This is a genomic window from Pasteuria penetrans, from assembly GCF_900538055.1.
Taxonomy (GTDB): Bacteria; Bacillota; Bacilli; order Thermoactinomycetales; family Thermoactinomycetaceae; genus Pasteuria; species Pasteuria penetrans.
The window spans coordinates 401790-426922 of the sequence record NZ_UZAC03000001.1 but is presented as its reverse complement, the minus strand read 5'-3'; the positions used below and the strand labels follow the sequence as shown (position 1 = coordinate 426922).

Genomic DNA, 25133 nt, shown 5'->3' with positions numbered 1-25133 from the left:
AAATGAAACCCATAACCCACACACGCCACCTGCCCTATCAACAAAAGGAAAGCGGAAAATCCCAACCATCCCAGTAACGCTATCCCTGCCTTACCCCCCTGTTTCCCTATGGTTCACCTTCACGGGGGTCCTCTTCCCTTTCCTCTTCAACTACCTCCTTGACGCGCTTTGTTCCTGTTATCCCCTCCACCATCGTCTCCTTCCCAACAGCCTTGACCTCTGCTCCCTTGTTCTGCATAGGCTGATTCCCCGTTGCCTTGGTTTCCTTTTTCGTTTTTTTTGTAGATCTGGACTTCTTATCTGCTATGATTTCCTCATTCTCTTCCCCACTGGATCCTCTCCCAGGAGCCTCCCCTACGGTGTCATCTAATGGTTCCGTTCCAACCCCTTTTTCGCCTACCACCACCCCCCTCTTAGATTTTGATTGGACCCCATTCTTAACCCTGGAACTGGCATCCTTCAACCCTGTTTCTTCTGTATCTTCCTCAACCACTGCTTTCTTGACATCCCTACCCGCTATCTCTATCCCAAAATCGGCTGAGGACCTGCCTTCCTCCCGTTGGGAACCATCCACCGGGGGTCCTGTTTTCGCCCTGGGAGCCCCCGATGCAGCCTCATTCCCCCCCCCTTCAACCGGTTCCCTATGCGTATTGGTTACGTTCGCAAGCGGATCCACTACAGGATGCGAGGAGGGCGATGCTGTCAACAAACCAGCCGCTACCTCTTCCAGAGACAAACCTACATACTTGTTCCCCTGAAAGGGGAGTTTGGATTTTTTTCCATTCAACAACTCACGAGCACGTCTCGATACCAAAATAACCAATAGATACTTGCTCTCTACTCTATGCATAAGTAAATCAATGGATGGATACAACATGGCTGCTACTCCTTATTCCTCCAACATGATCACCCGATTGCGTCGGCACCTCTCCGCCATGCAAATGGCACAAATGCACTCACAAGCTTTCGATACCTGGTCATTGACCACAACATAATCATACGCTTCTAGGTGCTTACACTCATCGTAGGAAACACCCAACCGTAGCATCATGGACATTTCCGTCTCCGTGCCCCGCTTCATCATACGCTCCTGCAACGTCCTCCAATCCGGGGGAACAAGAAAAATAAAAACCCCCCCGTCGAAAGAGCGCCGAACTCGATCTGCCCCTTGCACGTCAATTTCAAGTAAAACATCTTGTCCCGATTTTAGCGTTTTTTCCACAAAGCCACGGGGTGTACCGTAAAGATTATCAGCATACTCCACCCATTCGATCAAATCATCTTCCCTTACCATAACCTGAAAAGCTTCACGTGTGGTGAAGAAATACTCCACCCCATCCCGCTCATTTGCCCGCGGCTTACGTGTGGTTACCGAGATAGAATAAATCAAATCAGGAAGCACATCACGCATCGCAGCCCGTACGGTACCCTTACCCACTCCGGACGGACCGGAGAGAACAAACAAAATACCTTCCCGGCGGTAGATGACCTTCATCTCCTATTCACCATCTCTCCCCCGAACGCACACCGGCATACCACAGTTACTAGATATAGTACGAAAAACCCACTAGGAGTACTATGTTTATAATGATCACTGCCTGGGTTCCCTCTTACCCATACATTCCACAACGGAATCAAAGTGAAAATCATCCATTGGTGCGTAAACAACAAAACTCCGCTGGCGCATGAACAACAAAACTCCGCGTCCTCGCACCCCACTCCATTACATGAAGCCCGTTTACTCCAAATTCTTCCTGTGACGTTCACCCAAAGGGAAAAAACAATCCCCTTGCAAGATATTGTAGATTGTTTTCCCCAGGGAAGCAACGAACCCACAAAGGAACAGGGAAGTGAAAGGCGAACCTTGATCAGTATCATCCCCGCCCCAGAAATGTTGCCTATATAACATTATTTTTCATACATAAATCATAAAAAAATGAAATAATGAATTGATTTGATACAATATTTGCTGATATATAGTGCCAATGCAGTGGACAAGGTCTACAGTGAACCCCTAAAGATCATTACATGTTGGTTCATTGGGCATACGCAAAAAGAAGCGAAATCAGGAATTAACTACCATGATCCCACCTCGATGGAGTGCCCAATAAAAAGGACCGATAGCAATGAAATTCCACATGTGCTTTTGGGGAAAGTGGTAATTTTTATCCATAAACTTGCTTATGACCGAAACACTTGCATAGACTGTTTGTATACCCATTTCATAATAAAAATATTTTTATAATATGTATTTTTATATAAATATTATAAAAATTTGGATAGTACCCCTACAGTAGCACCGTTGGGAAAACGGGTCTCCGCTGTTCATAGCAGGTAGATGAACGGTAACTCTTTAGCATGGATTTTTTTATAGAAATCGGGTGGGCGATGACGTATTAGAAAACGAATAAGATGCTTGTTGGGGAGCACCTATCCGATGACTGTAAAATTGAGGATCATAGTCCCCCAGTTTGATAGTTATTAAGAAAAAAAATTAGGACATTAACCCTTCTTCTGCTACAATGCCCCATAATAAAATCTTCAATATCTTCTTACCCCAACCACAAAACCGGAAGGAGTAACATCCTTACCATGGATACAGAAACAACCAGCATGAACAAAAATTATCATTATGTATAAAATATTTTATAAACTCTATTTATTTAGACTAAAAATATATCCCGCCGCCGCCAGCCACCCTCACCCCGATTATAGAATAGGCCCCTTCGACAACATTCCCCATCATCCCATCTCAAAGGCTCTCGGGCACTTGAGAACGGATCAAGCAACATTACCCCCTCGCATGGGCAAAGCATCCCCCAAGTTACCCTCACGATCATGCATAACCGACACCAATGCAGCAATTCGCCCTTGCCGATCCCCGAACCTAACAAGGGCAAGACCCACTTCTTCTCCTAGCCAATCCTTAGTTCAGCAACGCTAGCTCATCCAAAACCCGCTTATCTACCAACCGATTTCGAAGGACCAAACAAACCCTCCTCTTTTCCCTCCTACGACTTCTCAAAAAACACACACGCCGCACACGTATTAGGGGACCTCGTCCACACCACCCTGGCAAAGAGGGTGACACCGCAACAGCCGTCTAACCGCCAACCACATTCCCCACCAGGCACCATAGCGAATGATTGCCTCCCTAGCATAAGCCGAACAGGTGGGGAAAAAACGACACCGGGGAGGAAACAAAGGGGAGATACCGTACTGATACACCCACAACAAGCTCAACAAAATCGCCCGCATTCCCATCCCCCACGTCGTCATCAATGCACCAACATCCCATCAATGACAATTTTTATCCACCACCAACCGCCGGCGCTGTCGCGATGGAGTAGGGGTAGACAAAGAAATCCATGGCTTGGAAGCAACAGACCCTCTGAAACAACGACCCCGCCGAAATAAATTCTGTAAGTGCCCACAAACCTCGGCATAGGAGAGAGAGGTCGCAGCACTACGCGCTATAATCACTACATCCAAACGATCCCTCAGGTCCGGCAACTGCGCACGTACCGCCTCCCTAACCAACCTCTTTATACGATTTCGTACCACAGCCTTACCAATCTTGCGCTTGATAGAAACACCTATACGCGGTACCACAACATTTGGATCGTGGCGCCTGTGAACCACGACCACGAAAGCGCGCCCGACCATCGACGAACCCAATCGGAACACCCTTCTAAATTCGCGACCCTTACGCAAACGATTTTCTCGCCTCATTCGATAATCAAACTCCCCAAAGGGCATATCCTCCCGCCGCAATCACACAACAGGGGAAAACGCGAAGAACGAAAAAATCTACCCAGTCTTACGAACTGTAAGTGTTTTCCTCCCCTTGCGACGACGCGCCTGCAACACACAACGCCCACCAACAGTAGCCATGCGGGCGCGAAAACCATGTTTTCTACTTCGCTTAATCCGCGAGGGCTGATACGTCCGTTTCACTGCTACGTCACCCCCTTCCTAAATTCCTAATCAAAACCTCAATAAAAAATCACGGACCCCAACACATAGGGAAAAGAAGGGACACTTCACTTACAACGGCCGATCCACAAACCAAAGGCACACGGTATTATAGCGACTCTAGGACGAAAAGTCAATGGATACAAAATCACTCATAAAACAATATAGATCCATAGAACCACAGAACTACAAAATAACCCCTGTACTCAGTCCGAATCCACCCACGTCCAACCCATAACACCATGATACACTGAAAGCAACCCACAAGAAAATCTGCGTATCATACGCTTACAGAAACAATTCAATTTCTGCAACTAGGGAAAACAAGCGGAGGGAGGAAGAAATGGATGATTATAAATAGGGGGAAGGATTCACAGAAACCCTTACGAATCGCAATCACCGGATCTACAGGCCTGGTAGGTACTGAATTGATGTCCCACGGCAAAAACCATGGTCATACGATGATTCCCATCGTACGCTGTTCAAAGGGAAGGGAATATGGGATTCCCTGGGATCCCGAAAAAGAGCAGCTAAATCCGGAGGATTTGGAAGGATGCGACGTACTGATTCATTTGGCAGGGGAAAACATCGGAGCACACCGCTGGACAACAGCTCAGAAAGAAAAAATCCATCGGAGCCGTTGGAAAGGAACAAACCTATTAGCCAATACATTATGCAAACTACAACGACCGCCCTCCGTATGGTTGTCCGCTTCCGCTATTGGATATTACGGCACGGGGAAAAACACGGACATCTATACCGAATCCTCCCCACCTCCCGCCGGGGACAATGATGATTTTCTCTCCCGGGTGGTAAGGGACTGGGAGACGGCCACGAAGCCAGCTATGGAAGCGGGAATACGCACGGTCTGGTTACGATTTGGCGTCATTTTAAGTACAAAGGGTGGTGCCTTACGGAGAATGCTTCCTCTCTTCCGTTGCGGTTTGGGGGGACGCATGGGAACTGGAAAACAAATCATAAATTGGTGGTCCCTATCAGAGATCCCCGATATTGTGGAGTTCCTCATTCGACACAAAGATATCCAGGGACCCGTAAATATCGTATCTCCCGATAGTTGCCCACAACTTGTTTTTGCTGAAAAACTAGCAAAAATCATGCAACGACCGTCCGTTGTGCCTACGCCTGCTATAGCTATGCAATTAGTATTGGGTGAAATGGCCGGGGTACTCCTAAAAGGGGGAACCATTCTCCCTAAAGTACTCCAGAACCGCAATTACCGTTTTCGTTTTCCCAAACTCCACAATGCCCTATCCGAGATCCTTGCCAAACGACTTTAGTCCAATAGAGGGGGATTTCCACCAAAGGCGTACCTGGAACGTAGAAAATCCCCTCTACTGCCGCATACCTGGTTGATCGAGGGACGATGGCAGAAAGGTAATCATTACCAAAACCCCACTACCATAAGGCCAATATCCCTAAGCTCCTTCTACAAAGGGAACTGTGATCGTTATCATCCATTGCTCGCCTGTCATCCGCAACAACCACCAAAATAAATCACAGAAAACCATTTTCTCCACAATAGTTACCACAGTAGAAAAACGGAAAACTACGGGAATACCAACTCCCTCGCATGGGCTTCATAATCCGTAGCCCTGTGGAAAAGCCAATCTGGGATATACCGACAAAATTTGCTGGATCATTCCCAATGGATTTCCACCAGGAGCCGAACCACTACCATTTGCAACACCCTTGTATACACATCCTAGGATGGAACATTGTAGTTTTCCATCTTTTTTGTTCCCTCGGGGGGTGAATTGAGTCTGGAGAAACTTTTTGATACGCTATTCTTGCAAAAGCGACAGGTCGTCCCTTTCCAATGGAGGTTTGTGCGGAATGGACGATCGGGAAAAAACACAAATACGGCGAAACCCCCACTAATCCCGTGAGATAGCCCGGTTCTGCAGAAAGATAGTCTGAATTCCTTCCCCATCCAACAAGGAATGGGGGAATCATGGATAGGATGATAATGTGCAAGATTATTATAATCAATTTTTATTAAAATATTCATTTCCCAAGTTCGTATAAGGAGGGTGTAAAGTGCTCCCCAATAGGTATAAGGACTGGGATCTTCAGGAACTGTGGAACCGTACACTGAAACGGGTGAAAAAACACATTCCTGATACAATTTGGATTCTTTTTCAAAAATCCAATATCACCGGGCGGCACAATGATACAATCTTAATGAAAATGCCCCAGGAATCCCTCCATTATGACAAACGACAAATCGAAGAAGGGATTGCCATAGCAGAAAAAACCTTCCAGTTCGTTACCTCTAGTCATTGCAAGATACTCGTTGAATTTCCTCCCGTAGCGGGTTCGACGGGGAAGACTCTGCAGGGTACCCTAATCCACCCCTTACCAAAGGAGGGGGTAACAAAAACTCAGCTATTGGACGACTTTTCTGCCGGGGGAATTGCGCCTACCTACCTGGAGAGAGCCGGAACAGACTGGACAGGGGAAAACAAAAATACCCCTTTACCCCGAAAAGAAGATCCAACTGTTAGGAGAAGGGAGGGGATTTCGGAACAACCCCCCCCAAGTACGAGTGGCCAGAAAAACATACCGGGAAACAGGGGAGGAAATTTTCTAGGGAAAGACCAGTCATTCCAATTCAATCCCAATTACAACTTCTCCACCTTTATCGTAGGAAAAACAAACGAACTTGCCTATGCTGCCACCTGTAAAGTAGCTGAGTCGCCTGCAGGTGGTTATAATCCTCTAGTACTCTGTGGTGGTGTGGGTCTGGGTAAAACCCATCTCATGCACGCCTTGGCGCAACACATACTGAGTAAAGAGGAAGCACAGTATAGAATAGTTTACATATCGTCAGAGGACTTCACCAATCATTTCATTTCCACCCTAATGCAAAAGGAACGTACTAGCGAGTTTCGGGACCGTTATCGCAATGTTGATATCCTACTGGTTGATGATGTCCAGTTTCTAGGACGGAAGGAACAAACACAGGAGGAATTCTTCCATACCTTCAATGCCCTCCACAGTGCCAACAAACAAATTGTTCTCTCTACGGACCGGCGTCCCCATGCCATTTCCGCCCTGGAAGCCAGGCTCCGCTCGCGTTTTGCCTCTGGTTTGCTGGTAGATATCGAACCCCCCGATTACGAAACACGATTGGCCATCCTCCGCCGTAAGGCAGAGATAGAAAAGGTCTCAGTGGAAGATAACATTCTTGAATACATTGCCGAGCGAGTTGACAACAACATCCGTGAACTAGAAGGGGTTTGGATCAGCGTCGTAGCCCGATCCCATCTTGAAGGAACACCCGTGACAATCCAGTCAGTAAATAAACATTTGAGCAAATGCTACAACGAACCCTCAAGATCATCCCTGAGCTTATCGACAATCCAGAAAACAGTCTGTAACTACTACAGCCTCAACATAAACGATCTCACCGGGAAATCACGTGCTAAGCCCATCAGCGTTCCCCGTCAAATCGCCATGTACCTGGCAAGGGAGCTGACTGACCATTCCTTGCTACAAATTGGCCATGCCTTCGGTGGCAGAAACCACGCCACTGTTGTCCACGCTCATGAAAAAATTTCCAAAATGCTCCAAGGGGATAGCCAGCTCCAACGCATCATACAAAGTTTTTCGCAGAAAATCACACAACACAACAACTAGATACCCCACGGCGGGTATTTTTTTTTTGTCCTCAGCACAGGAAATATGCAATGTGAAAACTAACCCCGAGCACGATACAAGGAACAACTTGCCCATGGGTTACCAACCTACTTATCCACAGACTCATTCGAAAGGGGGCAGCAGCGGCCAACCCTACCCCTTCAGTTATCCACAAGTTATCCACAGACTTATTCACAGGGGGGCAGCGGCGCCAACCCTACCCCTTCAGTTATCCACAAGTTATCCACAGACTTATTCACAGGGGGGCAGCGGCGCCAACCCTACCCCTTCAGTTATCCACAAGTTATCCACAGGTGGGCGGCAGCGCCAACCCTATCCCTTCAGTTATCCACAAGTTATCCACAGACTTATCCACAAGGGGGCAGCGGCGCCAACCCTATCCCTTCAGTTATCCACAAGTTATCCACAGACTCATCCACAGGGGGGCAGCGGCGCCAACCCTATCCCTTCAGTTATCCACAGACTCATCCACAGGGGGGCAGCGGCGCCAACCCTATCCCTTCAGTTATCCACAAGTTATCCACAGACTTATCCACAGGGGGGCAGCGGCGCCAACCCTATCCCTTCAGTTATCCACAAGTTATCCACAGACTCATCCACAAGGGGGCAGCGGCGCCAACCCTATCCCTTCAGTTATCCACAGACTTATCCACAGGGGGGCAGCGGCGCCAACCCTACCCCTTCAGTTATCCACAAGTTATCCACAGACTTATCCACAAGGGGGCGGCAGCGCCAACCCTACCCCTTCAGTTATCCACAAGTTATCCACAGACTCATCCACAGGAGGGCGGCAGCGCCAGCCCTACCCCTTCAGTTATCCACAAGTTATCCACAGACTTATCCACAGGAGGGCGGCAGCGCCAACCCTATCCCTTCAGTTATCCACAAGTTATCCACAGACTTATCCACAAGGGGGCGGCAGCGCCAACCCTACCCCTTCAGTTATCCACAAGTTATCCACAGACTTATCCACAAGGGGGCGGCAGCGCCAACCCTACCCCTTCAGTTATCCACAAGTTATCCACAGACTTATCCACAAGAGGGCGGCAACGCCAACCCTACCCCTTCAGTTATCCACAAGTTATCCACAGGAGGGCGGCAGCGCCAACCCTATCCCTTCAGTTATCCACAAGTTATCCACAGACTTATCCACAGGGGGGCGGCAACGCCAACCTTACCCCTTCAGTTATCCACAAGTTATCCACAGACTTATCCACAGGGGGGCAGCGGCGCCAGCCCTACCCCTTCAGTTATCCACAAGTTATCCACAGACTTATCCACAAGGGGGCGGCAGCGCCAACCCTATCCCTTCAGTTATCCACAAGTTATCCACAGACTCATCCACAAGGGGGCAGCGGCGCCAACCCTATCCCTTCAGTTATCCACAAGTTATCCACAGACTTATCCACAAGGGGGCAGCGGCGCCAACCCTATCCCTTCAGTTATCCACAAGTTATCCACAGACTTATCCACAAGGGGGCAGCGGCGCCAACCCTATCCCTTCAGTTATCCACAAGTTATCCACAGACTTATCCACAGGGGGGCAGCGGCGCCAACCCTATCCCTTCAGTTATCCACAAGTTATCCACAGACTTATCCACAGGGGGGCAGCGGCGCCAACCCTATCCCTTCAGTTATCCACAAGTTATCCACAGACTTATCCACAAAGGGGCGGCAACGCCAACCCTACCCCTTCAGTTATCCACAAGTTATCCACAGACTTATCCACAAAGGGGCGGCAACGCCAACCCTACCCCTTCAGTTATCCACAAGTTATCCACAGATTATTAACAGGTTATCCACAAGTTATCCACACGATTTATTACTACAAAACCCTTGTAATACAGGGTATTCCCGAGTTATCAACAATTTTATTGCCCCCCTACTACTACTACGACGGTAAATAAATAAAGAAGTAAGAACTAAAAAAATCGCGCGCGCGCGCGGGGACAAGTCCGAATCCTGAAGTGAATGTTCAAAATGCAAAGCTATTCCCAGCAAATCTTTTCTGTTATCCTGACTATGCAAGCGAGCCCGTACCCGCTACAATAAAGCATATTGCTGTGCGGAGGGGACGCTCATCCTGATTCAACTGACACTTTATGTTCCACGTAGACGAAAAAGAACCGGGGTTCCATTCTCCAAAAGGGATGGAATTGTAAATGGGATGCGTAGGATGTTTTTCGCGTTGGTTTCGTGTAGACTGGTATGTATCGCGGGTTAACGTTACAATAATCGGTGAAATAAGAATTTTGGTGATCAACTGGTATGATCTTCCCAGGGGGGCCTGTAATGTGAAAATTCGTATGGGCCGCGCAGTTTTGCGTCGGGTTATTCAATTGGTATCACGAGCTATTACGCCCCGCTCCCCTTTACCCGTCTTAGGGGGGATTTGGGTAGAAGCTGTTGAGGATCAGGTTCATTTCACTGGAAGCAATGCCGATGTGAGAATTCGTACCGCCTGTTCCATGCAGGACAGTCCTGAAAGCATAAAGAATCTCCGCCAAGTTGTTGTGGAACAAGAGGGTCAAGCGGTGTTGCCGGGACGGATTTTGAGTGATATCATGCGTAAGATTCCCGAAGGGGAAGTTTCCATCGAGGTTATGGGTAATTTTGAAGTGGATTTTCGGATAGGATCATCTCATTTTCAATTGCACGGTTTTGATCCCCTTGAATATCCCCGGTTGGCTATCTCGGCTGCAAGTACAGGTTTCTCTATGCAGGCTTCCGATCTGAAATCCATGTTAAAGAATACTGTATTTGCAGCTTCTATCACGGAGGCGCGAGGTGTGTTGACTGGGGTTTGCCTTGGTTGCCATGCTGATCTGCTCACAGCCATAGCTACTGATACTTTTCGGTTATCAAAGTGGCAAACCCCGATTTCTAATCCAAAAAATGTTCATCCCGAGGATATAGTCATTCCCGGGCATAGCGTTCATGAATTGTTAAAAATTATGGATGATGCGGATGAGGTTTCCTGTCAGGTAGTGGAAGGCCATTGGGTTGTGTCCACAGGGGAATGGTGGTTTGCCACGCGTCTGTTGGGGGGGGCTTATCCCGATATCAGTAAGGTAATTCCACAAGAGGCACCTGTTCGTGTTCGTCTACCGCTTGCTAATTTTCTTGGTGCGGTGGGGAGAGCTTCGCTCATTAGCCGTGATCACCCCGATCGTTTGATTCAGTTGGTAGTGGAGAATGATCGGATCTCCGTGGCCGCGATTGCTGCGGGCGTGGGAAGTGTTGCAGAGTCCCTACCAGCAACGGTGGAGGGTGAACCAATGACACTTGCATTCAATGCAACTTATCTGGTAGATTCCCTTGAGGCGTTCAGCGGGGCGGATGAAGTGGAGATGTTGTTACCAGGTCCGCAAAGGCCTTGCCGTATCCAAGTACCAGGTATACAGACCGCAATGCAATTGGTGGTTCCCGTGAGGACCGAAGTTTAGAAGATGAATGGGAAAGATTAGGATGGGTAGGAAAAAGGAAGGCTCCTGTTGTGGAGACAGGTGGAGGGCGGCAGTAGGGTGCGGGTAGAGGGTTTAGAGCTGCGGCAGTACCGGAATCTCGGATCAACGGCACTATCCGGTTTTGGAATGTTTTCTTTATTCTATGGTATGAATGCCCAGGGAAAGACAAATCTTTTGGAATCTTTGTATATACTTTCTATGGGCCGTGCTTTCCGGACGCATTCATATCGTGATTTGATTTGTTTTGGGAAATCAGAGGCCTTTCTGCGATCCTTCATTCGGCTCCAAAGTGGCCGCCGCATTTGCTTGGAGATTAGGCTCTCCCGCGGTCGGAGGATTCTCATGCGGGATGGTGTGACCCGGAAGAGTCTTAGTGATTATATCGGTGTCGCTCCGGTTGTTGTTTTTTCCCCGGCTGATCTTGCTTTGATCGAAGGATCCCCTGCGATGAGGCGACGTTTTTTGGATCATGCTGTTAGTCAGGTTCTTCCTCCCTACTTGCAATCTTTGCGCGAATACCAACGACTTCTGCTGCACCGCAATCAATGTCTTAAGCATATAAGGGAAAAGGGATGCAGAGTGGCGGGAACGGATGCCAGGGTTCTGGAGACCTTTGATGAGCATTTGTGGCTGAGTGCAGAAAAGGTTTGGCGCTATCGTTGGCAGTGGGTGCGTCGTTTAGTTGCACATGCATTGGAAATTCATAGTTCACTCACAGGAGCCGCTGAACGGTTGTCAATTCAATATTTTCCTTCCTTCCCTTTTCAGAATTCGGGGGATATACTATCGCAAGCAACCTGGTTGCCCCTTGATAGAAGCCGGGTTTCCCGTTCCTTGCAAATGAGGGAACGGCGTCTTGGTTTGACATTATGGGGACCCCATCGTGACGAGATGGCTTTTTTTGTTGATGGAAGGGAGCTCTGTAAATTTGGCTCCCAAGGACAAAAGAGAACGGTTGTGTTGGCTGTCAAACTTGCGGAGTTGGCTTGTTTAGGTGAGGTGGCTGGGCATTCTCCCCTTCTGTTGTTGGACGACTGTTTTTCTGAACTGGACACTTTCCGGAAAGAATACTTGATGGAGTGGGTTCGTGGACGTGTACAGACATTTGTTACATCCGCCTCACCGTTGAAGATCGATCATCATATGGGATCGAATGCCTGTGTATTTGAGGTCTTGGCGGGCAATGTACAGCGTCGTACTGTCGGAAGTGAGGGATGAAAATTTGTCACCAGAATCAAAGGGTAAGAAATACGATGAGTCACAAATTCAGGTTTTAGAGGGTTTGGAAGCAGTTCGGCGACGCCCGGGTATGTACATTGGCTCCACGTCCAGTCGTGGTTTACACCATCTGGTTTGGGAGGTTGTTGATAACAGTATGGATGAGGCCCTAGCGGGCCATTGTGACCAAATTGTTGTCATCATGCATGTTGATGGCAGTATAACCGTAACGGACAACGGTCGCGGGATTCCAGTAGGTATTCATCCCAAAATCGGACGACCTGCGGTCGAGGTGGTTATGACCGTTCTACACGCTGGGGGGAAATTTGATGGTGAGGGTTACCGTTATTCGGGTGGACTCCACGGTGTGGGTGTTTCCGTAGTCAATGCTTTGTCAGAAACATTGGTTGTGGAAATACAGCGCGAGGGGAAATGTTATCGTCAAGATTACAAACAGGGCATGCCTCAGGGGGATCTTCTCGAGGTGGGTGAGTCTGATACAACTGGGACAAAAGTTACCTTCAAGCCGGATCCAGTGATATTTACCGAGGTCACTGATTTCGATCGTGATGTTTTGCAAAATCGTTTGAGGGAGCTCGCCTTTCTTAATCCCGGTATTTCTGTTACCCTCACCAATGAACGGGAAATAGAGGATGGCAAGCCCTTCTCCGTCGTTTATTCCTTTGCGGGCGGATTGCAGTCCTTTGTCACCTATTTGAATCGTAATCGCGAAGCACTTCATGATCCGCCGATTCGAACTGTAGGGGAGAAGGATGGTATATTTGTGGATATATCCATTCAGTATAATGATTCATATACTTCTAATATATATTCTTACGCAAATAACATTCACACCCATGAGGGGGGAACCCATGAGGCGGGGTTCAAGTCCGCGCTCACAAGGGTGATCAATGACTATGCCCGTAGGAATAACTTGTTGAAAGAGAATGATAGTAATCTAGTAGGGGATGATGTGCGTGAGGGATTGACGGCTATTGTTAGCGTCCGAATCACCGACCCACAGTTCGAGGGGCAAACAAAGACGAAGTTGGGAAACAGTGAGGTTCGCTCCGCAGTGGAGCAGATTTTTGCAGAGCAATTCCAGATTCAGTTGGAAGAACATCCCTCCATTGCCAAAAAAATTATTCAGAAGTCCGTGTTGGCAGCACGGGCACGGGAAGCAGCTCGTAAGGTACGTGAGCTGACAAGGCGTAAAAATGCGTTGGAGGTGAGTTCTCTACCGGGAAAGTTGGCGGATTGCACATCCAGAAGTGCGTCGGATAGTGAGTTGTTCATAGTCGAGGGTACTTCCGCGGGTGGTACGGCGAAGCAGGGGCGTGATCGAATGTTTCAGGCCATTTTGCCCCTGAAAGGGAAAATCATAAATGTAGAGAAGGCCCGTTTGGATAAGGCTCTCTCCAATGAGGAGATCCGTACCGTAATTACTGCTCTTGGAACAGGGATTGCGGATGATTTGCAGATCGAAAAAGTTCGTTATCATAAGGTGATTATTATGACAGATGCGGATGTGGATGGTTCGCACATTCGAACCTTGTTGCTCACCTTCTTTTATCGTTACATGCGCCCCTTACTCGAGAAAGGCCATATTTGTATTGCTCAGCCCCCCTTATACAAAATTTCCCATCGTGGTGCGGTTCGTTATGCCTACAGTGATCGGATGAAGGATTCGATCATAAAGGAGTTTCCCGATAAGAATAAGGTGGAGATTCAGCGGTACAAGGGTTTGGGGGAAATGAATGCAACACAGTTATGGGAGACGACAATGGACCCTGAGAGTAGGTCTCTTCTCCGCGTTTCCTTGGAGGACGCCATGAAAGTAGATGATATCTTCGAAACGTTGATGGGGGACCGAGTGGAGCCGAGGCGGGATTTCATTCGTGCCCATGCCAAGGAGGCTAATTTGGATATTTAAGGGCATGTACAAGTATGGCTTGAGGATTTTGGGGTGATCAATGTGGGGGATACCAACCGGACGCAGGAGATCGATATCAGACATGAAATGAAAACAGCCTTTCTTGATTATGCAATGAGTGTTATTGTGAGCCGTGCTCTACCCGATGTGAGAGATGGCTTGAAGCCGGTTCATCGCCGTATTTTGTTTACTCTGCATGGTATGGGTTTATTGCCCGATAAGCCGTATCGAAAGGCGGCCCGGTCCGTTGCCAATGTAACTGGTCAGTACCATCCGCATGGTGAGAGTGCTGTGTACGATGCCATGGTCCGAATGGCGCAAGATTTTTCTTATCGTTATCCATTAGTAGATGGTCATGGAAACTTCGGATCTATCGATGGCGATGAACCGGCGGCGATGCGTTATACGGAAGCACGGATGGCACCCATTGCAACGGAGCTCCTACGTGATATACAAAAGGAGACGGTGGATTTTACACCCAACTATGATGGACAACAGTTGGAACCGATGGTTTTGCCAGCGCGTTTTCCTAATCTTCTAGTCAATGGTGCTTCTGGTATTGCTGTGGGAATGGCAACCAATATCCCACCGCATAATCTCACAGAGATCATTGAGGGTGCGTTGATGTTGCTGGAGGATTCTGATCTTACCATGGAGGACTTAATGAAGGTAGTACGCGGACCTGATTTTCCTACTGGTGGGATTATTCTTGGTAAGGGGGGGATTGCCAATGCTTTCCGGACGGGTCGCGGTAGTATCAAGGTTCGTGCCAAGACGCTCATTGAGGAAACTGGGAGTGGTAGATCCAGGATTGTTGTGGAGGAATTGCCATACCAGGTAAATAAGGCTCGTTTGGTAGAAAAGATTGCGGATTTAGTTCGTAGTCGTAAGATTGAAGGTATTTCCGATTTGCGAGACGAGTCGGATCGAAATGGAATGCGTGTTGTCATTGAATTGCGTCGTGAGGCCAAACCCCGTCTTGTTTTGAATCAGTTATTTAAGTTCACAGCGATGCAGACCAATTTTGGTGTTAATATGCTGGCACTTGTGGAACGCGAGCCCCATGTACTTGACTTACGTTTGATGTTACAGCATTATCTGGATCATCAAGTGGAGGTTATTAGGCGTAGGACGGTTTTTGATCTCCGTAAGGCTAAGGAACGAGCGCATATTCTAGAGGGTTTTCGTGTTGCCCTGGATAACATCGATGAGGTGATCAAACTCATTCGTGCTTCCCGTACAACGGCTGAGGCGCGAACCGGTTTGATGGAGCGTTTTTCCTTGTCTGAGCGACAGGCACAAGCGATTCTTGATCTCCGCTTGCAGCGTTTGACTGGATTGGAACGTGAAAAAATTGAGCTTGAATACGAGGAATTATTGAAAACTATTTCCTATCTAGAGTCTCTTCTCGCCGATGAGGCCAAGGTACGTGCGGTTGTGCGGGATGAGTTGACCGCTATCAAGGATCAATATGGTGATGAACGGCGTACGTTGATTGTGAATGAGGAGGATGAGATCATTGAGTCCGATCTCGTACCGGAGGAAAATGTAGTTATATCTCTGTCCCATCGCGGTTATATCAAGCGGGTTCCACTTTCTACATACCGGGCACAGAAGCGCGGTGGGAAGGGTATTGCTGGGATTGGTACCCGTGACGATGATTTCGTGCAGGACCTCTTCGTTACCCATTCCCATCACTACTTGCTTGTGTTTACCAACAAAGGCAAGGTGTATCGCATGAAAGCCTATGAGGTTCCTGGCCTAGGAAGAGCAGCACGTGGCGTGGCCATGAGTAATTTGGTGCATATCGATCAGGAGGAGCGGGTACATGCGGTCATTCCCGTAGGCGATACATCAAGTCAGGAATACTTGTTTTTCGCTACCCGGTATGGTCTTGTTAAAAAAACGCCGCTATCGGAGTTTGAAAATATCCGTCGTAATGGCTTGTTTGCCATCAATCTCCGTTCCGGTGATGAGCTCGTAGGCGTACGGCGTACGGATGGGGAACAAGAGATTATTTTAGGTACCCGTCTTGGTATGTCTATTCGTTTCCACGAGCAAGAGGTACGCTCGATGGGACGCTCCGCTACAGGCGTGAAGGGGATCAATTTGTCGGAGGATGACGTAATCATTGATATGGATTTAGTATCCGCCGATAAGCACGTGTTGATTGTGACCAAACATGGTTATGGAAAGCGTACTCCCTTAGTGGATTATCGTTTGCAGTCTAGGGGTGGAAAGGGGATCAAGACCCTCAGTATTACAGAGAAGAAGGGGGATGTGGTGGGTTATAAGGTAGTGTCTAAGGATGAGGAATTTATGATTGTCACCCATTCGGGTACGGTGATACGTTTGGATTGTTCCGATGTGTCTATCCTTGGACGCTATGCGCAGGGGGTTAAGCTTATCAATCTTAAGGCGGACGAGAGCGTGGCTACGGTAGCGCAGATTCGTTTAGGGGATGGTGGTATTGCCGATATGGATGCACCATTAGTATAAATGGGGGAATTTGGGGGCGGATCGAATCCTTTTGTTTCGGGTTTATCACGATGAAATACTTCACATCTAGCCCTGCCCCTGGGCGGTACATTATTTCCCCGGCCCTGTGACGCTTTCTTAGTTTCCTACTCTTGCATTCCAATTCATCCATAGGTGCCATGACCCCTGCGAAGACAGGGGAGATCAGTATACGGATCCGTATCTACCAGATCTGGATTCTATACTACTGGGTATTCTAAAGAACAACCATCACTTATGATCATCATGGTGAACAAAATCCGATCCTGGATAAGGACCCTAGGGTACCGATCTCCAGCATAACTTAGGGACGGTTGATTGTCTGGATAGGGGAATAGGACCAAGATATTAAATGGAAGTTAGTTGTAGGTCCATATTTTTGTTATGTTCACCAAAGCCTACCCACCCCCAGGATTGTTCGTTCACTGAACCCTCTAATGGAGGGGGATGATTTTGGGTCCTGTATAGAGCACTATTGTATGGTGTGCGGTCCTGAAAGGGGCTCAGTCGTAGGGTTCTGGGTCTACTACTTACCTTTTCGCAGTAGAAACCCTCGTAGCGTGGGATGGGAGAGCTGAATTGCCGCTTGGTACGTTAGTATACAATTTCTAAGAAAGTTAGAAAAATGATTGCGGTGAGTCCAGTAGCATCAGATCTAGGGATCGACGGGGTGGAATCGTAAGGAAATGGGAAGTACAATAGGCCCCCTCTGAATCGTACAAAGGGGGTCCTTATTCCAGTAGAGGATAACGGACGACCTGGGATCAATGATAAGCTTACCCTTTTGCCATCATGGTCCGTGTCACCCTTGTCTTACCATGTATTTTCATCTTGGCGATCTGGAAATAATTTTTTATAGAAAAACAACCGCCCTCCACAGCCGTACGATGATTCCTCTTTTCTTTAGTACTCCGGGTGTCCCAATTTGTTCTGTATGTTTCGCCATTGAATAGGACTCATCCGTGGTGTTCAGGATCCTTACCCCCCTCTTCAGAGATTTGGTATCATATTGCTCGATCCATTTACATTATATTGATCTAGAACCGTTTGAACTGCATTCACTACATCCCCCGATTTACAGGATAGGTAGCTGTCATAGGGTCTCCGTACTTTAATGGTTACGGAACCAGGAGGACCTAGGATGGTCCTATTTTTTTATGGTTCATAATAAAAAAGACAATGGAAAGAATTGAATCAGCATACCCATACTGCAATGTTTTGCTCAGTATAAATGAATTTAAAATTGGATATGTTCCATTCTGAATATGGATCTGGAGTTTTCGTTGTACTTTTCGGGAAAAATGAATAGTGTGTAGACACCACGTTGAAATTTTTATGAGAATACCCCTACTATGGATATGCTAAATGTTTCTGTAGGAGGGGCACCCGTGATCACCAAAGAAGATAAGAAGATGGATCCTAATGTACCGCGCCCCCCTCTAGCCAATGAAGTGGAACTGATAAGCCTAGAGGAAATAGAATCCGAATATGAGGATATGAGAACCATCCGATCTGTACTCAGATCAGTGGTCGAAAAACCCTCACCCGAAACCCAGTGTTCCTGTAAAAAATCCCTAGAAAAAGGGCAAAAGTTCGTCAAAATAGGTTTTGGTAGCTTCCGAACCTTTCTTCACCCCAAATGCGACTCATGGATTCAGGAGTCAAAACTGGAACCGCAACGGTGGAGGAAAAACAATAAAATATTTTACTAAATAAATTTTCTTCATAAACTTCCCTTGGTGCGTGTTTATGTCATATATAAAATTTTTTTATGAATATATTTGTAAAATAAGGGTTTAGTCCCATGTTTTTGTAGGGGATTTGCTTGAGATATCACATCTTAGTTTAGAATAAATATATTTAAAAATGAAATACAGAATGTATTTCACAATGGGGAAGGCAACCGTTAGGCTATGTTATATATGCGTATCAAATAACAAAAATTACATAAAAAAATATTTAAAGATTAGCCCCCCCCTACCCATTGAAATCCGGAGACCCTGAATTTCTGAACAGGGTTTTAGGGGGATTTTCTCCCATTCGGGGTGCTTCCTCTATGGATTACTATATAAAATACATTTATCATATTAAATATAAAACGTATACTTTTGGGATCTTGGCCAAACTTCGGACCCGGAATATCCTTGGGCGGTTTTTTCCTAATTCTGCAGTAGTGTGGTAGCTATGATGTAAGCCACCAGGGGATCCTGGATGAGGGAATAATGATCTGTGAAGGGAAGGGTTCCTAGATGCTTAGCACCTTCTATCTGTGTTTCCTCCGGGAATAAAACCCCATCACTGGGGCGACCGTGGAGCATGGTTAGGTAGAACCATCCAGAAAGGAGTTCGCCATACCGTCCGTGGGGTAGGGTGAAGATGTCACCAGCAAGTGTATAGGCACCGCCCCCAGGGGCAAAGTTTTTCGTAGGGATGGAAAGTCGACCGCCCTTTTCAAAAAACTCGGCTACCTCGTCCGTAACTTCTTTCCCCCCCACCATAGAGGCGGCCCAGGCGAAGGGCCTGAAGAGGGCACTACCCCGATAAGGTGCGCCAATGGATATGAATTTTTCAACAACATTGGGTTGTTGCTGGATATGGGATAGAGCTACGATGCCCCCCAGGCTATGGGTGATCAGATGGTAGGGATAAAGCAATTGCCCTGTCTGATGGAGATCGGCTAGATTTTTTTGCAAGATGTTCGTTTGTCTTGCAATGGATTGGGTACCGGCATTCCAGGAGAAGTAATTTCCTATTTCAATTCGCTGGTTTATGGTTTCCCTATCGGGGAGAGGGTGTATTTCGCGGGGAAGCGATCCATCTAGTCGAACGAGGATGAGTCGGTTCTGTTTGCATAGGTATTTTTGTAAACTTTGCAAAAAAAACTCCCCAAAGGGATGCTGGTTGGCTAACCCATGCAGTAAAACGATGTCTCTTCGGATGCAGGAGGAAAGACCCTTGGACGGGAGAATTGGGACAGGGGGGGGAGTGGATGTGGGGGTGGAAAAAATCACCCACAGGGAGAGGATACCCCCCAGGCAGCAGAGGCCCCTGTAAAGGATGGTCCAGTGTGGGACGGTAATTTTGCGACGGAGTAATTGTAGAATGCCCATTTGGTGCTATTATACAGGGGTAGGGGGAAGGATGGAAAGGGATTTTTTTGTGGTAGGATCAAATCCCAATAGGTGTTTTGCGATGGTTCCCTCTTCCCTCTGATCCATGTCTATTTGGGATATCAGAGGATAAAAATGATGTGATTGGGATCGTTGGCTGTTGTTTGTGTCCACATGGAATCTGGGGATGTAGTTGGAATGGACGGGGATGAGGGAGTTTTCCTGCAGCGGGCAGATGGATTCCATCTTGACAAGTGATTGGTATTTTACATACAATGAACTTCCGTGGAGAGGTGTCCGAGTGGTTGAAGGTGACGGTCTCGAAAACCGTTGTGCGGGTTTTCCCCGTACCGTGGGTTCGAATCCCACCCTCTCCGCCAGACTGGTTGTTGCTTGTAGTCGAGTAGGACTTCCTAAGGACCGGCATTTTCTGGATCTATCATGTCAAGTGGGGCCTGGCATCTCAGCCAACCCTCCCATAGAACCACATGTACCACTCTCGTATTATGTGACTCTTATGGTCCCGTAGGATTTTCCCCCAGTCAGGACTGATCTGATATTGGGGGGCGTTCAACGACGGGAGGGTTATACATTTTTATTTAAATAAAGTTTATATAATATTTTATTACATAACTATATTTTATATGTATTTATTGTTTATTTGTGTATGCAATATGGATTTATGTCGAGCAGGGCCGGTATTTCAGCCAACCCACTCACAGCACCGTACTCAATAGTCGTCCATTGCTTTTTACAACAGCAGTACTGGGCGGTTTTGAAATCTGCATATCACCCTGCCAATTTCGGGGCCCCCATCCCTCATAGGGCACAACACGACACATAGAATCCTGTCGCGATACATTCGATTTATCGAGCAATGGTTCAACCCCTACTCCCGGGACTGAATCCCCCCAGGTTTCCGAATTTGAAAGAATTTCTTTAAAAAAATATTGTTGTAAAATTTTAATTATTCGAAATATTAATACCAGTATGTTCCAGTTCTGCCTGTGGGGTTCATTACTCAAAATAATTATTAAGAATATAGGGTCAAGAGGGGGATCACATTAGTGTTTATAGCTAATGGGTATATGATAAGGTGCACATTGGGTTGAGTTTATCTCAGATGCAACCGTGGTAACGGAAAAATTCGGTGGGGATTGCAAATGGGGATGATGTTTTATCGTTCAATGGAAAAAATTCCGCTGTGTGTCTTGGCTCTTGGCTCTTGGCTAAGCTTCGGATCCAAAGTGTCCTTGGGCGTTTTTTTTCTGCTCTGAATTGTAAGGATAGGTGATGCCTACTTTCCCTCCATAATTGGTTTGTTTATTCAGTTCACTGAATCATGAATGTGGGGGTTACTATATAAAAAATAGGGATTGATCCTGCTCCATTCCCCCACAGGGCAAATGTTGAAATATTGGATTATGGTGGACCAAAAACCGAGGATTAAATCGGCTAATGGGGAATATATTTGAATGATTGGTAACTATAAAATATATTGGAGATGTTTTCTTTGAAAACTTACCCTATGAAAAAGCGTGCTATTGTTTTGTTTTTAGTTGCCCCTTTATTTAGCATTCCTATGACCTCAATAGCCAAATCGAATCAAGTATCCTCGGGGAAGGATTGCCTTGCATCGTCATCGGAAAACCAAATCTACAACTTAAACTTGTCTGATTTGGGATTAGAAATAAAGGAAATAACGAATCAGGAGCTTCCTCGGGATTTATCCGACTCCATAAGGGAACATATGAGACAACCCCTTAAACTAGAGGAAAAATTATCGGAGAGATTACGCAATAAAGGTATGGAGGTTCATATCAAAGGTGCTCGGTTGATGAAACTTGTTTCAACAACGGATTCCCCCATAGAAGTAAGGGAGGGGGTAAGGGAAGAAGTAAGGAATTTTTTGAGGGACTTCCCCTTATCTGCCTATTTTATAGGTCATATTATTGTTGATAAAGAAAGTGGACAGAAAACAGGTGTTTTGATTTCCTTAGCTGACGAATCAATTCCTCCTACAGCTGTTATCAAACACAGCGATAAAAATGGTATGGATGGCCTCTACGCCATGTCTTCCCATGCTGAAAAGGGGATCACGGTACGATCGAAACGTTTTTGGGATATGGATTGTGATGATGCCTTTGCAGGGTCGGGTGCCGTGATAGGCGCTCTTATATGCGACTTACATCCCGTAACCAGGGTGCCCCATAAAGTGATGAGAATGATGGGTGTTGGGGGTTGTGGTGCAGTGCTCGGCATAGTAGGTAATAAAATAGGAAAATGGGTTTGCTGAGTTTGCATGGAGATGTGTGATTCCTTCTAGAGTAATCTTTACTGATAATATATATATTTTTTTACTTCTGGTCATATTCTCATTAAATTACGTTAAGTTTATCGTTATCTTAGATTGTGCGTCCCGTTAGACCCATTGTCGGGTTTAACCCACGATCATTTCTTTGCTTTGGATTGTATGTCGGCTAAGTCCAGGCGAACCATTCAACCCCTTCGCTCCACCCTCATTACCAGGGTTTCTTCACTACTATGAGTTGATCCGACTCTGTTCACGGGAGCCTCTTAGCCCCTTACACCTGGCTTAGGGCTGGTGTAAGGGGCGGACAGTCTCTCGTGGTTCCCCCCTTTATGGGGGCCTAACTAAATCAGGTTCATTCCATCTGTGTATCGGATGTCGCCAGGACAGTAGGTAGTTCGCCCTCCATAGCCTTGTTCCAAGGATAGGACCCTTGTTTCAACATCGACCGAGTCTTTCGATACTTTCCTGCCCTGGTTCGCTTTACTAATCTCCCTGATTCATACCGGACAGGAATCTTTCGTCCTGCCTTTTCCTAGGACACCTATCACCTGCCGATTTCGGGGGCCCTCCCCCATCCCTCATAGAGCACGACACGACACACGGGCCCAGGCTTGTAATGATAATTAATGAAGGATAAAAATTTCTAGTTATGCAATGAATGGTCTAGATATTTATAGTTATTATCTATTGGAGGTTAACTTGGAAAATCATGAATAGATCGTTGGAAAGTATCAAAATCACCAGGCCAAGATGGATTATTTTCCTCTTTTTTGTTATTACTGGTATTTTGTTCAATTTTATGATGATATTGACCATTTATAGTCATAAATTGTCTACTGGTCTAATTTTCTTTATAATGATTAATTCTATTATTTATTTTTGGATTTTTTCTCTTCCTTCTGCTAGAAAAAGGAAAGATCAGTGCTTTATTCTTTTCAATGAGCTTTTGTCGGTGCATATGTACAGGAAGAAATGTCTCTATTTATATCAAATGCAGGGTTTCTCAAAATTCCGATGGTATGTCCTCTATTGGATTGGTCCCTTATGGATGGTGGCATCTTTATTCATATCTTTTTCCATGAACTCACAGGAGATCTCTTTCTGGATAGTAGTGATGGGACTTTTGGGATGGTGTATTTTCTTTAAACTACAAGTGAGACGAGAATGTCGATGGTGTTATGAAGCGGGGCCTATTCATATAAAATTTATTAATAAAATAATAATAATAATATTTATCTGGTATGCGATCGTTTGGTATGTCCCACACACCTATGAAGACAGCTGGCCAGAATTTCTACAGACGATTTCCACTGTGGTTTTCCCTATCACCCAATCGTGTTTTTCCTCTCTCTGGCTGTTTCTCTGCCTGGGACAGCGTGGAAAGAGAGATGTTCTTAGGAATCCGTTACGGGAAACAGAGGGAGATGGGAGGTCTGATCAATCATCCCCTTACTCTGCTATCTCTCCCTCCGAAAGGAAAAAAATATTTATGGTGGGTCGGTCCATGGACTCTATTTTGATCATCATGTTGTTAGGTTTTTTATTGTATTTGGTGTACTGGGTGTGTAGTAGAAATGTCGGTACGTAGAGGGAAGCGGTTGATGGGCAAAAGATGGGGTAGAGAAATACCTCTGCCCCTTACGGATGAATCATCATCCATGACCAGTACGTGTAGGTTCATCCCGGGATCCTGAATCCTCTAAAACCCGATTCCTCTTATCGAACAATGTTTCAACCCCCACTCCCGGGATTGAAAACCCCCAGGTCCGATATAGGGACAAGATCCGAAATTTCCTAATGCAAGGAACATTTTGGATTTCAATCGACCGTATTGATATAATAGGATTTCAGATCGATTCTTCCCAATCTGTGCGTAGTAAGCCATAGACCCATCTAGGATGATGATTAGTAGGGGTAAGTTCGGTTGATTTCGAATGGCAGAATTATATATCTTGGCCCCTCATGACCGGGATAGGACGGAATAGTCCACAGATACATAGGGGGATTTATTTCCATGAAAACCTCTACTCGTTCACGGTTGACGAACAAAAAAAATATAAATATTATCACATTCTATGTAATAGGACTTCTTTTTCATGTGACCATGCTCTATCACGCCCATTTTTATTTTTATGGATCGGATTTTACACTAGGGTTTGCTTTTGGTTTTTCCTACTATTTGTTCCATGTACTACAGATATACAATTATGAGGAAGGTGGCTTCTGGGATTATTTTGACGACGTATATAATAAATTTACGAGGGTCTATTCTTATCATAGAGGGTGCGCTTCTCTATATGAAATGCGAGGTTTTCCTAGGTTTCTTTGGTATCTCCCTCTCTTTCTAGGTCCTTTATGGATGTTGGTATCAATTTCTCTGTTTTTGTGGATGGGGAAATCACCTTGGTCCATAGGGATATCGACTTTGGGAATTGTGGTTTGGTGTGTATTGCTGCAGTGGCAGGTTTCCAGGGAGATCAATCTGCGTGCTAGGTCTGATTCCGTAAATAGGAAATTTGTATCGATAAAAACACTACAGTTCTTCTTACTGTATATGATTCCTTTGTATATATCCTATCTTTTTGGCGATAGGTGGTCCGATCGACTTCAAACCTTATCTTTTGTTATTCTTACGATTTTGTATTCATCCACCATTCTTCCTTCATGGTTTCATATTTGTTTAGGACAACGTTCCCCCTATTATAGGGATGTTTCAAAGTTCTTATGGTCTGATGTTTATGGTAGTTTTGGTAAAATATATGTAGATTATAAATTTTCATTATGGAAATGCATTCTTTGGGTGGTACTCATCGTCTCTATACTCTTATTTGTCTTGGATAGGAATTACGGATGGTGATTATTGAGACCGTGCATTTTTTGCGGGAATGCCTTCCCTGTCAATCTAATCCGAGCGTTAG

General features: G+C 46.2%; 16 protein-coding genes and 1 tRNA gene. 9 read left to right on the top strand and 8 right to left on the bottom strand.

Annotated elements, in window-relative coordinates; genetic code table 11:
- Positions 1–106: 106 nt before the first annotated feature.
- The 7 genes from rpoZ to rpmH all read right to left on the bottom strand — a co-directional run bounded on the left by rpoZ (position 107) and on the right by rpmH (position 3957).
- Positions 107–877 carry a DNA-directed RNA polymerase subunit omega gene (gene rpoZ / locus PPRES148_RS13135; RefSeq protein WP_149452947.1) on the bottom strand — a complete coding sequence of 257 codons (771 nt, stop codon included), beginning with the start codon at positions 875–877 and terminating at the stop codon, positions 107–109.
- A gap of 12 nt (positions 878–889) precedes the next feature.
- A complete protein-coding gene (gene gmk / locus PPRES148_RS01720; protein ID WP_149452946.1) occupies positions 890–1495 on the bottom strand; it encodes a guanylate kinase in 606 nt (201 codons plus the stop codon).
- Positions 1496–1591: 96 nt separating this feature from the next.
- On the bottom strand, positions 1592–1714 hold the full coding sequence (locus tag PPRES148_RS12740; protein WP_281289889.1) for a hypothetical protein: 123 nt from the start codon (positions 1712–1714) through the stop codon (positions 1592–1594).
- Positions 1715–2781: 1067 nt separating this feature from the next.
- Complete coding sequence (locus tag PPRES148_RS12735) at positions 2782–2907, bottom strand: hypothetical protein (protein WP_281289888.1); 126 nt, start codon at positions 2905–2907, stop codon at positions 2782–2784.
- A 141-nt stretch (positions 2908–3048) separates the two neighbouring features.
- The gene (yidD, locus tag PPRES148_RS01715; RefSeq protein WP_425468233.1) at positions 3049–3279 is read right to left on the bottom strand and encodes a membrane protein insertion efficiency factor YidD; all 231 of its coding nucleotides are present in this window, start codon (positions 3277–3279) and stop codon (positions 3049–3051) included.
- Positions 3280–3297: 18 nt separating this feature from the next.
- Positions 3298–3732 (bottom strand): ribonuclease P protein component, encoded by a 435-nt coding sequence (gene rnpA / locus PPRES148_RS01710; RefSeq protein ID WP_187820364.1) that lies wholly within the window; start codon positions 3730–3732, stop codon positions 3298–3300.
- 78 nt (positions 3733–3810) lie between these two features.
- Positions 3811–3957: a 50S ribosomal protein L34 gene (rpmH, locus tag PPRES148_RS01705; protein WP_149452944.1), complete on the bottom strand. Its 147-nt coding sequence runs from the start codon at positions 3955–3957 to the stop codon at positions 3811–3813.
- A 365-nt stretch (positions 3958–4322) separates the two neighbouring features.
- On the opposite strand from rpmH, the gene PPRES148_RS01700 reads away from it, so the two are divergent.
- The 7 genes from PPRES148_RS01700 to PPRES148_RS01670 all read left to right on the top strand — a co-directional run bounded on the left by PPRES148_RS01700 (position 4323) and on the right by PPRES148_RS01670 (position 18503).
- The gene (locus tag PPRES148_RS01700) at positions 4323–5273 is read left to right on the top strand and encodes a TIGR01777 family oxidoreductase (RefSeq protein ID WP_149452943.1); all 951 of its coding nucleotides are present in this window, start codon (positions 4323–4325) and stop codon (positions 5271–5273) included.
- A 760-nt stretch (positions 5274–6033) separates the two neighbouring features.
- On the top strand, positions 6034–7635 hold the full coding sequence (dnaA, locus tag PPRES148_RS01695) for a chromosomal replication initiator protein DnaA (protein ID WP_149452942.1): 1602 nt from the start codon (positions 6034–6036) through the stop codon (positions 7633–7635).
- 2315 nt (positions 7636–9950) lie between these two features.
- Positions 9951–11102 (top strand): DNA polymerase III subunit beta, encoded by a 1152-nt coding sequence (gene dnaN / locus PPRES148_RS01690; protein WP_187820363.1) that lies wholly within the window; start codon positions 9951–9953, stop codon positions 11100–11102.
- Positions 11103–11150: 48 nt separating this feature from the next.
- A complete protein-coding gene (gene recF, locus PPRES148_RS01685; RefSeq protein ID WP_187820362.1) occupies positions 11151–12341 on the top strand; it encodes a DNA replication/repair protein RecF in 1191 nt (396 codons plus the stop codon).
- On the top strand, positions 12307–14274 hold the full coding sequence (gyrB, locus tag PPRES148_RS01680) for a DNA topoisomerase (ATP-hydrolyzing) subunit B (RefSeq protein WP_149452939.1): 1968 nt from the start codon (positions 12307–12309) through the stop codon (positions 14272–14274). Before recF ends, gyrB begins: the two co-directional genes overlap by 35 nt.
- Before the next feature lie 42 nt (positions 14275–14316).
- Positions 14317–16773, top strand: a complete 2457-nt coding sequence (gene gyrA, locus PPRES148_RS01675) for a DNA gyrase subunit A (protein ID WP_149452938.1) — start codon at positions 14317–14319, stop codon at positions 16771–16773.
- A 1406-nt stretch (positions 16774–18179) separates the two neighbouring features.
- Positions 18180–18503 (top strand): hypothetical protein, encoded by a 324-nt coding sequence (locus PPRES148_RS01670; RefSeq protein ID WP_149452937.1) that lies wholly within the window; start codon positions 18180–18182, stop codon positions 18501–18503.
- A 447-nt stretch (positions 18504–18950) separates the two neighbouring features.
- Here the strand turns inward: PPRES148_RS01670 and PPRES148_RS01665 are convergent, their stop codons facing one another.
- Positions 18951–19802 (bottom strand): alpha/beta hydrolase family protein, encoded by an 852-nt coding sequence (locus PPRES148_RS01665; protein ID WP_149452936.1) that lies wholly within the window; start codon positions 19800–19802, stop codon positions 18951–18953.
- 386 nt (positions 19803–20188) lie between these two features.
- Here PPRES148_RS01665 and PPRES148_RS01660 point away from each other — a divergent pair.
- Together PPRES148_RS01660 and PPRES148_RS01655 are read left to right on the top strand one after the other, a co-directional pair.
- A tRNA-Ser gene (locus PPRES148_RS01660) sits at positions 20189–20281 on the top strand.
- A gap of 1133 nt (positions 20282–21414) precedes the next feature.
- Entirely contained in the window at positions 21415–22197 is a 783-nt protein-coding gene (locus tag PPRES148_RS01655) for a hypothetical protein (protein WP_149452935.1), read from the top strand.
- Positions 22198–25133: the final 2936 nt, after the last annotated feature.